The sequence below is a fragment of the Psychrobacter sp. N25K4-3-2 genome (assembly GCF_015351755.1).
Lineage (GTDB): Bacteria > Pseudomonadota > Gammaproteobacteria > Pseudomonadales > Moraxellaceae > Psychrobacter > Psychrobacter glaciei.
Genome location: NZ_JADKLX010000002.1, coordinates 127730 through 140089, shown reverse-complemented (window position 1 = coordinate 140089; position 12360 = coordinate 127730). Strand labels below are relative to the sequence as shown.

The following is a 12360-nucleotide window of genomic DNA, read 5'->3' as shown; positions in this document are numbered from 1 at the left end:
GAGGAAAATTGCAGCCAAACAAGGAAGAAATTGCCGTAAATATGAACATATTGACAAGATTTCTGACGATGTTTGGCTAAATTTAGCCATTTTAAGACCACTAAATGTATCCATGTGCTAATTGATGACATGCCCTAATATCGTTATATCATAAAAGACAGGTGAGTCGTCTCTATCAAAGATGTTTATGCTAACATAAAGCGCCGCAAACCAAATAGAGTCACTGTTATTTAACGTGGTTTTATCTCAAGTGTAGGCACATTGAGTATTATTATTTAATGCTGTGACTGCCTCGTAAGAAAAAACAATAAACTTATGAGCTAGGTTCACGTAGTCTTACCATTCTATGTAAGGAGTTTTCGTCACTATGTTACCTGCTATGCCCTCACGTGTGAACAATGGTACAGATTATCAGCCTACCGTAGAACAACTTCAAGTCCTGCAAACGGCAAGTGAGTTTGCTTATCAGATTTGGGAAAGTCGGACCGTTTCATGTCAGACGTTTTTACGCAGTTATCCTCTTGATCATACCTTAACACGTCAGCAAATTGATGATCTAATCCAAGATTACACGCTAGATGAAAATTACCAACTTGCTGATGAAGCCAAGGTCATGAGCGGCCTCCGAAACTTACGGATGCTGTTGATGATGCGCTGGATTTGGCAAGATGCCCTAGGCATGATTGCCCTTGAGCAATTAACCGATGAGTTATCTGAGTTTGCGGATGGTTGTATTTCATTTGCCAAGGAGTATACCTATCAGCACTTAGTTGCTAAATATGGTGAACCAACCTTTGTCAATGAGCTAGGCAATGTGCAGATCGATGACATGGCAATCATGGCCATGGGTAAGCTTGGTGCTCATGAGTTAAATCTATCGAGCGATATTGACTTGATATTTGTGCATCAAGCGCGCGGTGAGACCAATGGTGACAAAGCGAAGGGCACTCGTAGTATAGACAACAAGCGTTTTATGACTCGGCTTGGTCAAGGGATTATTAAACTACTGGATAATAAAACGGCAGATGGTTTTGTCTTTCGGGTAGATATGCGCTTACGCCCATGGGGTGATGGAAGTGATTTGGCCATCCATCTCTCAGCCTTACAGAAGTATTTTGCCTTGCATGGACGTGCTTGGGAGCGTTTTGCTTGGCTAAAAGCACGTGTGGTTGGGCAGATAGAGCCGCCATTTTATGATGAGATTCAGGCACTGATTAAACCGTTTGTCTTTCGTTATTATGTTGACTACAGTGCTTTTTCAGCACTCAGAGAAATGAAATCTCTGATTCAAAATCAAGTTGCACAGCGTGAAGACTTAGATAATATTAAGCTTGGCGCGGGCGGTATCAGAGACATTGAGTTTATTGTACAAGCTTTTCAGCTGATTTACGGTGGTCGGCATCCGCAACTACAGATTAAGCCTTGTCTACAAGCAATGCAAGTGTTGTGCGAACTTGGATATCTAGAGCAGTCAACGTACGCGCAGCTGCAAATGGCTTATCGCTTTTTGCGTCGGCTTGAACATGCTATTCAGGCGATCAATGATCAGCAGACTCAGCGTCTACCACATGATCCTTATTGGCAGCACAACCTAGCAGTCACGTTAGCGTTTGACGACTGGAATGCTTTGCTCAGCCAGCTCAATCATCATCGAGACAATGTCAATGTGCCATTTGAACGTATGGTCACTGAGCGCCAAGTACCTGATAATGAAGATACCGACCTAGAGCCAGAACATTTAGAAGAGCAGATTGCGCGCTTAGACGAAGTATTAACAAAAGGCAATCGTGAGTTATTACAGAAGTTTTGGCAGTCAAAAATGGTCGCTAACTTGAGTGATGAGGCCAGAGAGCGCTTGGATGATGCTTATCCTGTCATCGTACATGCGCTACTTGCCCATCAAGAACAGCAGCAGCTAGCCAATACTGCTTTGCCACGCTTGATTGCATTGCTAGAGGCTATTTGCCGCCGCTCTATATATTTGGTGATGATTGCAGAAAACCCCAATGCCACCATTGAGCTGATACCGATGCTATCAGCCAGTCCTTGGATCGCAAAAGAGCTGGCGCAGTATCCTGTGTTGTTGGATACCTTTTTGCAGCAGCGCTATCGCCATTTGCCAGATAAGCGTGAGCTGCGCGATATCCTGCGCCAACAGTTACTGCGCGTCGAGCCTAACGATGAAGAAGAGCTACTAAGCGTTTTGCGACTGTTCAAAAAGAACCAAGTATTGGCTGTCGCGGCTAGCGATGTATTGGCTGAACGTCCGATAATGAAAGTGTCGGACTCATTGACATATATTGCTGAAGTAGTACTAGAAGCAGCGTTAGAGCGCGCCTTTGCTGAGATCGTCAACCGTTATGGTTATCCCATTGGCCAAGATGGCGACCCGGTCACTGAAGCAGATTGCGGTTTTGCCATTATCGGTTATGGCAAGCTTGGCGGGTTAGAATTGTCGTATTCTTCAGATTTGGACTTGGTCTTCTTACATAAGATAAAAGAGCAGGGCATGACTACTGGCGAGAAGTCAGTGAGTGGGATGAAATTTGCCGCTCGTCTGGTACAAAAGCTAATGAATTATCTCAATACTCAAACCCGTGATGGCCGCGCTTATGAGATTGATATGCGCCTGCGACCTTCGGGGAATGCTGGCATGATGGTGGTATCTTGTCATGCGTTTGAAACCTATCAAATCGATAAAGCGTGGTCATGGGAGCATCAGGCGCTGGTACGTGCTCGCGCGATTTGCGGAGATAGACGAGTCACTGTACGCTTTTGTGATATTCGCCGAGATGTGTTGTCACTGCCACGGACACTGGATCAAGTACGTAATGAAGTCACCAGTATGCGTATCAAAATGCAAAAACACTTGGGCACCAATCAATGGCAGCAACAAGCCGGTAAGTTTCATCTTAAGCAAGATGCAGGCGGTATTGTCGATATTGAGTTCCTAGCGCAATTTGCGGTATTGGCTTATTCGCATGAATACCCAAGCTTGACTAAGTGGAGTGACAACGTGCGTATTTTTGAGGAAGTTGCATCACTTGGTATTTGGGAGGCGCAAGTCTGTCAAGATTTGACAGATGCCTACCTCAGGATACGTGCAGCCACTCACCAGCTTGCCTTGTCAGAGCAGTCACTACTCGTTGATGAGTCGCTATGGCAAGAGACGCGAGCGTTAGTACAAGCGCAGTGGCAACACCTTATGGGTGTAGAATCAGCAGAGCAAAAATAATAGTAACTTCTTTACTTATCGTCTGCTCATATAAGGCAATGTGTTCAAACTCAATATTTTAATATAAACAAGAGCCACCTAAGCACAAACTAAAACCTTGCATTTGCCAGCATGGCCAATGATATAATCGGTCGCACATCATCATAACACTGTCAGTCGTTCGTCATAATAATGCTGTGTTTTAAGCAATAAAAATTGACGCTGTAGTGTTATCATACGATGTTGATCGATACTGTTAGGGTCTGTTGAACATTCAAATATTAGGACTGCTGATCGCTAAAATCACCCCAAACTAGGCGTAAACCGACGATAATGTCGAGACCTGAGCTAGGTTTACAACAACGTTTGGGGTGATTTTAGCATCAGCCTTTCAGGGCAAGGCTATTTTTTGCCAATACATGGCGAAATTGTCTAACCTAGAATGACTAGGCATCAAAAATTTCACTGCGTATTGTCTAAAAAGTAGCCACTGCCAGTTCCACATTTGAATGTTCAATAGACCCTAAATAAAACCTACCTAAAAAAAGTTAGACGTCAGTGCTAGCATAAGGACTATAAAATGAATATGGCAACACAAGATGGTAAGCTTTGGATGAATGGCACGATGATTGACCAGCCAGATGCTAAAGTTCATGTGCTTACGCATAGCTTGCATTATGGCATGGCTGTGTTTGAAGGCGTACGTGCTTACCAAACAGCTGACAATCGCACCGCTATTTTTCGCCTAAAAGAACATACCGAGCGTCTACTGGGCTCAGCGAAAATCTTTCAAATGGATGTGCCGTTTGATGCTGAAACCCTAGAGCAAGCGCACAAAGACGTGGTCAAACAAAACAACTTAGCAGAAGCCTATATTCGTCCACTCATCTGGGTCGGTGCAGAAAAACTTGGCTTGTCTTCACGTGATAACAGCATCAACGCGATGGTTGCTGCATGGCACTGGGGCGCTTATCTGGGCGAAGAAGGTATCAAAAACGGTATCCGTGTAAAAACCTCTTCATTTACCCATCACATGACCAATGTGACCATGTGCAAGGCCAAAGCCTCTAGTAACTATCCTGTGTCTATCATGGCCAACCAAGAAGTCACTCGTAATGGCTACGACGAAGCTATTTTGATGGATCCGCAAGGTTACGTCTGCCAAGGTGCTGGCGAAAACTTGTTCTTAGTAAAAGACGGCGTGCTGCATACCCCAGACTTAGCGGGCGGGGCACTCGATGGTATTACTCGTCGTACTATCATTCAGTTCGCTGATGATTTAGGTATTAAAGTCGTTGAGCGTCGTATCACTCGTGATGAGTTTTATCTCGCGGACGAGATATTCATGACCGGCACGGCTGCTGAAGTCACACCTATCCGTGAATACGATGATCGCACGGTCGGTAATGGCGGTCGCGGACCTTTGACTGAGAAACTGCAAACCTTGTACTTTGATGTGGTACATGGCCGCAATGAGCAGTATATGGATTGGTTAAGCTTTATTGACTGATAAAGCAGTTACTTTGAAGACCAAAAAGGCTGAACATAATTGTTCAGTCTTTTTTTTGTGCTAATATAGCCATCATATTTATTCATAATATTAAAGTGAGCAGTCAATGCCAATAGATTCTAGTACAGCAGATAATAAGAATATCAAACAAATCATCTGTATTAAATGGGGCGCAAAATATGGTGCTGATTATGCCAACAAACTATATGGCATGGTGTCTCGTAACATTACACCACCATTCCGCTTTGTCTGCTTCACTGATGACACCACCGATGTACGTCCAGAAATCGAATGTCAAGCACTGCCGCCACTAGATGTTGCTATGCCAACCAACACACTCGGTAAATGGCCAAAATCTCGTTTGTGGGGTGAGACGCTTGGTGATTTGACGGGTACAGTACTGTTTGTAGATTTGGATGTGATTATAGTAGACAGCCTCGATCCTTTCTTTGAATATGGCGAGCCGGATGATATTATTTTATCTTATAACCCAAGTAATCCATTAGAGCGGTTGGGACAGACGTCTTGCTTTAGATTTCAGATAGGGGCGCTTGTTTCATTGCAAGAAAAATTCAAAGCAGATCCGCAAGGTATCGCTGATGAGTACCGTTTTGAGCAGCGTTTTGTCACTCGTAATGCCCCCGGCGGCGTCAAGTTGTTTCCAAAGGCATGGGTGGCACACTTTAGACGCAAATGTCGTCAGCCATTCCCGCTTAACTACTTTAAAGAGCCAAAGATTCCTAAAGGTGCTCGTTTGGTTATCTTCCCTGGTGACCTATATCCTACGCATGCGATCGAAGGCAGATACAATAAAAATGCTGCCAATAACGCCAAGGAACATTTGAAACAGCTTACTGAGCCCAAAAACTTAAAAAGTCCACTACGTCATTTGCGCCATTTTATCTTACCAGTAGGGTGGATTGAGAAGTACTGGAAAGAATAAGCACAACACGGCCTAGTAAAAATTAGTATCGATGTTTTAACCCTTATAAATATGAGGGTTAGAGCATTCCCTAGTGAACGGATAGAGTTATGAAAACAAACGATACCATCAGAGTCTTTGTGGGCTGTGATCCAAATAACTGTGATCTAGAGCAGATGATGGTTCTAGATTATAGTATTCACAAACATACCAGTGTACCTGTTGAGATAGTATGGATGCAGCTATCGCGTGACCCTGATAGTTATTGGTACTCGGATCCTGAAAATGGTAAAGGCTGGGATACCACCAAGTGGTCAACTCCTTTCTCTGGTTTTAGATGGGCGATTCCGGAGTATTGCAATTACTCTGGACGTGCGATTTATATGGATGCTGATGTCGTAGTTTTAGATGATTTATCAAAGTTGTGGCAGCATCCTATCGAAGGGCAGTCTATAGTAGCGGCCAAAACAAATGCTGACATGACTCGGCTATGTACTTGTGTTTGGGATTGTGAGGCCGCAAAAACTGCTGTTTTACCTATTGAAAAACTCAAAAAAAATCCGAAAAGTCATCAAGAAATGATGGCGCTATTTAAGAAAAATGCTCAGTTGATTGAGCCTTACCAAGACAGTTATAACTGTATAGATGGTGAAGAGTTAGTGATAGAAGAAATTAAAATTCTACATTATTCGGATATGGGCACACAATTTAGTCATCAATACGCAATAGCCAGAGTGAAGAAAGAAGGCTTTGAGCATTGGTTTGATGGTGAGATAATGCCGCACCCAAGACAAGATTTGTCCGAATTTTTTGATGTCTATTATAATGAGGCGCTTGCCAATGGATATCATTTAGATAATTATCGAGTAGAGCCTTTTGGAGATTTTCCAAAAAAATCTCAACAAGGCTACAGTGGTAATAAAGTCACTCGTCCGAGCGTTTCTAAATCATTGTTTTCTAAGTCATTGTTTTCGAAGTTATTTAAGCGCTAGCTGTTTCGATAAAATAATTGCAGGTTTTTTTAAGTGACTAAAGATTTAATCCATAGGTTGTAGTTTATGAATCAGCACAAAAAAATAGCGTTACTCGTTATTAATTGCCTACAAGGTGGCGGTGCGGAGCGTGTAGTATTAACTTTAGGTCAAGGGTTTGATCAATTAGGCTATGAGGTACACGTCTTAAGGTTCAAACCCTTGGTAGAGTATGACTTAAGTCCAAATCTTAATTACCACGTACTCAAATTCAAACCCTATAAGCTCATACCTGGATGTGAAAGGCGTGATAAAATTTTTGCGCGTTCTGTCGATAAATATATTTCACAAAATATCGGTCAGCCTGACATCATATTGTCTAACCTTGATCGAACGGATAGTATCCTGAGTAACAGTAAACTGCCCAATATCATCTATATTATTCATAACACCGTATCACTGCTCTACAAATTCAATAAAAATTGCGATGCTGAGCAGTTGAAGAAAAGAATGGTGGAGATATATACTAAACATCCGTGTGTATGTGTCAGTGAGGGCGCTGAAAAAGATTTTATCAAAAGCTTTGGTCATATTACGCCAACGACTGCAATCCACAATCCAATTGATAAAGACAGCATTCAAAAGCAGGCTGATGCTTTCATTCCTGAATATCAAAACTATATAATCCATGCGGGTAGCTTTAAAGATGCGAAGCGTCACGATATATTGATAAAAGCCTACGCAAAAACTGATCAATCTATGCCGTTATTGCTCTTGGGTCAAGGTAAACACAAGAGCGAGATAGAGAGATTAGTCACAGAATTAGGTTTAGAAAAAAAAGTGGTGTTTTTAGGTTTTCGTGACAACCCTTTTCCCTATATTAAGCATGCGCAATTTAAGATACTGACTTCTGACTGGGAAGGCTTTGCTTTGGTCATTGCGGAGGCTCTAGCGCTAGGTACTCCAGTTATTAGCACCAACTGTCCGTCAGGTCCAAGTGAGCTACTGCCAGAAATTAACTTGATGCCAATGGGCGATATTGATACGATTGCCGAAAAAATGCGTCAAGCAATGAATAATCCACAAAAATTTCATGCGCCATTTAATGAGTCACTTATGCCAGCCAGAATAGCTGAGAAATATCTTGATTTTGCTCAAAGACTGGATTCTACAAAGTAGGGTCTATTGAACATTCAAATATTAGGACTGCTGATCGCTAAAATCGCCCCAGACCTTTTATCAAATCAGGCGTAAACCGACGATAATGTCGAGACCTTAGTTAGGTTTACAACAACGTTTGGGGTGATTTTAGTATCAGCCTTTCAGGTCAGGGCTATTTTTTTCCAATACATGGCGAAATTGTCTACCCTAGAACGACTAGGCGTCAAAAATTTCACTGCATATTGTCTAAAAAATAGCCACTGCCAGTGCCACATTTGAATGTTCAACAGACCCTAATAAAATCACGTCACCTTTAAATTCATAACAACTATTTCTAAGAATATTTAATAAATGATTAATAATACTACCCAGATAAAAGAAGATTTCAATAAAAAAGAAAAAGTGCTACTGGTTATCAATTGTCTTCAAGGTGGCGGCGCTGAGCGGTCTGTTTTGACTCTTGGACAAGGTTTTTATGAATTAGGTTATGAAGTCCATATTTTACGATTCAAATCTAAAGTAGCCTACGAGCTCAGTGATAATCTCTTTTATCATCAGTTTGATCTGAATGCCTATAAATCTGTACCTACTAAGCCTCTTAGACACTGGTATTTTGCAAAAATGTTAGACAAGTATGTGACTAAGGAAATTGGCATACCGATATTGACGTTATCAAATTTAGATAAAGCCGATATGGTCATGCGTCACAGTAATCTACCTAATATTGCACATATTATCAGGAATACTATTTCTAAAAAAATCGAGTTGTTTAGAAGCGAAGGTAAAAAAGTAGGAGAGAAAAAATTAAGTAATATTTATTCTCGGCATCCTTGTATCTGTGTCAGTCAAGGTGTTGAAAAGGATTTTCAATCTACCTTAGCTGTTACAAATACAACGACAATATATAACCCAATTGATCAAATACAAATCATGGAGTCGGCATCAGAATTTAAACCAGAATTTGATGATTATATTATTCATGTTGGCAGTTTTAAGACACAGAAAGCTCATGAAGTATTACTTAAGAGTTATGCAAAAACCAGTAAGACACTCCCACTTCTATTACTGGGCGAGGGTGCCTTACTAGCATCAATGAAAGAGTTAACCACTTCTCTAGGTCTAGATAACAATGTGCATTTTCTAGGTTTTCAGAAAAACCCATATCCTTATATTCAAAAAGCAAGGTTTATGGTTTTATCTTCAGTATTTGAGGGGTTTGGACGTGTTATTGCTGAATCATTGGCTTTAGGAACACCTGTTATTAGTACAGATTGCCCATCAGGTCCAAGAGAGTTGTTACCGCCATATAACCTTGTTTCTGTAGGAGATATTGACGCTTTAGCTAAGAAGATGGATGAGGCGATGGCTAATGCTGATATATATCAGTCTTCGTTTGATGATGAGCTATTGCCAATTAAAATTGCTCAACAATATATAGCGTTCATGACTAAAAGTGATTAGCTGCTTCTTATTTATTAATTTAAATTCAACTACATATAAAATTTACTATAGATCAGAACAAAAGAGCTCTGTATTAATCCAACCACCATTTAGACCAATCATCTTTATGTAGTTGTCGTAGCGTGGCAAAAGCACTACCATTATTTTGCAGTTTTTCAAATACCGCTAATAGCATGCTTGTAGCCAATTTATCAATTTTTTGAAATTTACTATATCGCTTTCGCATATTCCTTAAGCTGTCATCAGTGCCGATACGAAAATAGGTGAGACCATCATATAGAGACAAATCGCCGGCATACAGTATGTCGGTTTTTTCATCTAATAATGGTATGGGTTCAGCACCCGGAGGTGTTTGTAAAAAGTTTTTGGTCTCATAGGTTCGCAAGGTATTCATTAGAGTCACGACATTCATCAAAATAGCCGCTCTATGAGCATTGTCTGAATGGTCAACAAACGTATCGCAGGCGGAAACAATCCAGCGTAAAGATAGGTGCTGCAATAGATAATTGCTTTCAGCCTCCCAGAGCCTCTCAAATTCAGTAAATGTTTTATCTATTTTGTATTTACGGCGCATCAATATAATGAGCGTATTGTGATAAAAGCAGAGTTCAGACTCTCCTAATGATTGATATTTTAAATTGTTTAAATGGGTTTCTAAGTCTGTACTTTTACGCTTATCTGTTAGTGCCTCAATATCGCACAATGACTCAGTAATAATCGTTGCTTTCATCTCATTGAAGCTTTTGCCCCTATAATTTTTGACAACCTTACTCGCATTCAATCTTTTTTCACTTCGAAACATGAGTAGCAATTTTCTTTGCCAATTAGAAGGTGTGGTCATGTCATCAAAATCCTTTAAGAAAATACAACGATATTAAAGCTTTAACATCTATAACACGGGTTTTAGAGATAATTACTTATTCAAACTGAATAATATTGTTTATACCAAGCGACAAATTTTTCAATACCGTCTTCGATACTGGTTTCAGGCTTGAAGCCAATATCATCTACCAGCTCATCTATGTCCGCATAAGTAATCGGCACGTCACCTGCTTGCATCGGTAATAGATTTTCCTGAGCTTTTTTGCCACAAGCGTCTTCGATAGCACTTATAAAGCGCCGCAAAGTGACTGGTTGATTGTTACCAATGTTGTAAATCTTGTATGGGGCAGTCGCTGTAGTGATAGTAGAATACTGGGGAGAGGGTATTCTATTCATTATGCGAATGACGCCTTTGACGATATCATCAATATAAGTAAAATCACGCTGCATATCACCGTTATTGTAGATATCAATGGGTTCGCCAGCCAGAATTTTTTTGGTAAAAGAAAAATAAGCCATATCAGGTCTACCATAGGGACCATAAACCGTAAAGAACCTTAATCCTGTCGTAGGGATGTTGTATAAATGACTGTAGCTATGCGCCATTAGCTCATTGGATTTTTTGGTAGCGGCATATAGGCTGATAGGAAAGTCAACACAATCAGCAGTCGTAAATGGCTGTTTGATATTCATACCATAGACAGAGCTAGAGCTGGCATAGATTAAATGCTTGATATTGTGGTGACGGCAGCCTTCAAGAATATTAGCAAAGCCAACTACGTTTGAATCAATATAGGCGTTCGGGTTTTCGATAGAGTAGCGTACGCCCGCTTGGGCACCCAAATTAATAACCGTATCAAACTGATAATCAGAGAAAAGGTTTGACATAGCATCGCGATCAGCAAGATCTAACTTAATGAACGTAAAGTTTTCTGGCGCTGATATTTCACTTAATATCTTCAGGCGCTCTTCTTTTAAATCCACATTGTAATAGTCGTTGATATTATCAATACCAACGATAAAATGGTCTTTACCAGATAAGTCTGTTTCCAGAAGCGCTTTGATTAGATGAAAACCAATAAAGCCTGCAGCACCCGTGACTAAAACTTTCATCAGTCGCTCCCGAATAGGTCTCTTGTAAATACTTTATCAGAGACATCTTGTATGTCAGCAGATAGGCGGTTTGCCACGATGATATCACTCATCAATTTAAATGCTTCTAAATCTTGAATAACTCGCGAATTAAAAAATTCACTCTCTTGTAGTGCAGGCTCATAAACAACGACTTCGATACCTTTTGCCTTGATGCGCTTCATAATACCTTGTATCGCAGAAGCTCTAAAATTGTCTGATCCACTTTTCATGACCAGTCGATGTATGCCCACGATTTTTGGCCGTTTTTCGATAATTTTATCAGCAATAAAGTCTTTACGAGTTCTATTAGAATCGACAATAGCCTTTATAAGGTTGCTTGGCACCTCATCATAATTTGCCAATAGCTGCTTAGTATCTTTGGGTAGGCAGTAGCCGCCATAGCCAAATGACGGATTGTTATAATGGTTACCTATACGTGGGTCTAAGCCAATACCTTCTATGATTTGTTTGGTGTCAAGCCCAAAGGTTTGTGCGTAAGTATCGAGCTCATTGAAATAGGCCACGCGCATGGCTAAATAGGTATTGGAAAACAGTTTAATGGCTTCAGCTTCAGTTGATTCTACAAATAGTAGCGGTACTTCTTTTTTGATAGCGCCTTCAAGCAATAACTCAGCAAACTGCTGTGCCTGTTCAGACTGTGCGCCCACAATAATTCGAGAAGGGTAAAGATTGTCGTGTAGTGCTTGGCCTTCTCGCAAAAACTCAGGCGAGAAAATAATACGATCAGTGGCATAGCGCTCTCTGATACTTGCTGTATATCCTACTGGCACCGTAGATTTTATAATAATAGTCGCTTGCTGATTGACTAGAAGTACTTGTTCAATCACTGCTTCTACCGTTGATGTATTGAAATAATTGGTTTTGGTATCATAATCGGTCGGCGTTGCGACGATGATGAAATCAGCCCCTTCATAGGCTGTCGCAGCATCAAGTGTCGCAGAAAAGTTGAGATTTTTATGCGATAGAAAGTCTTCAATATCTTCATCTTCAATTGGAGATTGTTTTGCATTTAATAGGTCTATTTTTTCAGGAATAATATCGACAGCGACGACTTCATTGTGCTGTGCCAATAGCATTGCATTTGATAAGCCTACATAGCCTGTACCTACTACTGCTATTTTCATAATATATCCAAGGTTGTCTT

General features: G+C 40.8%; 9 protein-coding genes. 6 read left to right on the top strand and 3 right to left on the bottom strand.

The features are described 5' to 3' along the window. Positions 1–367 precede the first annotated feature (367 nt). The 6 genes from glnE (at position 368) to IOD06_RS05615 (ending at position 9239) form a co-directional block, all read left to right on the top strand. Entirely contained in the window at positions 368–3235 is a 2868-nt protein-coding gene (glnE, locus tag IOD06_RS05640; RefSeq protein ID WP_194619827.1) for a bifunctional [glutamate--ammonia ligase]-adenylyl-L-tyrosine phosphorylase/[glutamate--ammonia-ligase] adenylyltransferase, read from the top strand. Between the two features lie 559 nt (positions 3236–3794). Continuing rightward, positions 3795–4724: a branched-chain amino acid transaminase gene (locus tag IOD06_RS05635; RefSeq protein WP_194619826.1), complete on the top strand. Its 930-nt coding sequence runs from the start codon at positions 3795–3797 to the stop codon at positions 4722–4724. 106 nt (positions 4725–4830) lie between these two features. Continuing rightward, positions 4831–5667 (top strand): glycosyl transferase, encoded by an 837-nt coding sequence (locus IOD06_RS05630; protein ID WP_194619825.1) that lies wholly within the window; start codon positions 4831–4833, stop codon positions 5665–5667. Positions 5668–5756: 89 nt separating this feature from the next. After that, positions 5757–6638 carry a glycosyltransferase gene (locus IOD06_RS05625; RefSeq protein WP_194619824.1) on the top strand — a complete coding sequence of 294 codons (882 nt, stop codon included), beginning with the start codon at positions 5757–5759 and terminating at the stop codon, positions 6636–6638. A 66-nt stretch (positions 6639–6704) separates the two neighbouring features. Further along, positions 6705–7796: a glycosyltransferase gene (locus IOD06_RS05620; RefSeq protein WP_194619823.1), complete on the top strand. Its 1092-nt coding sequence runs from the start codon at positions 6705–6707 to the stop codon at positions 7794–7796. 333 nt (positions 7797–8129) lie between these two features. After that, on the top strand, positions 8130–9239 hold the full coding sequence (locus IOD06_RS05615; RefSeq protein WP_194619821.1) for a glycosyltransferase: 1110 nt from the start codon (positions 8130–8132) through the stop codon (positions 9237–9239). Between the two features lie 73 nt (positions 9240–9312). Here the strand turns inward: IOD06_RS05615 and IOD06_RS05610 are convergent, their stop codons facing one another. The 3 genes from IOD06_RS05610 to IOD06_RS05600 form a co-directional block, all read right to left on the bottom strand. Then, a complete protein-coding gene (locus IOD06_RS05610) occupies positions 9313–10080 on the bottom strand; it encodes a hypothetical protein (RefSeq protein ID WP_194619819.1) in 768 nt (255 codons plus the stop codon). Between the two features lie 80 nt (positions 10081–10160). Further along, positions 10161–11174 (bottom strand): NAD-dependent epimerase, encoded by a 1014-nt coding sequence (locus IOD06_RS05605; protein ID WP_194619817.1) that lies wholly within the window; start codon positions 11172–11174, stop codon positions 10161–10163. Next, positions 11174–12340 (bottom strand): nucleotide sugar dehydrogenase, encoded by a 1167-nt coding sequence (locus IOD06_RS05600; protein ID WP_194619815.1) that lies wholly within the window; start codon positions 12338–12340, stop codon positions 11174–11176. The genes IOD06_RS05605 and IOD06_RS05600 overlap by 1 nt, the downstream gene beginning before the upstream one ends. Positions 12341–12360 lie beyond the last annotated feature (20 nt).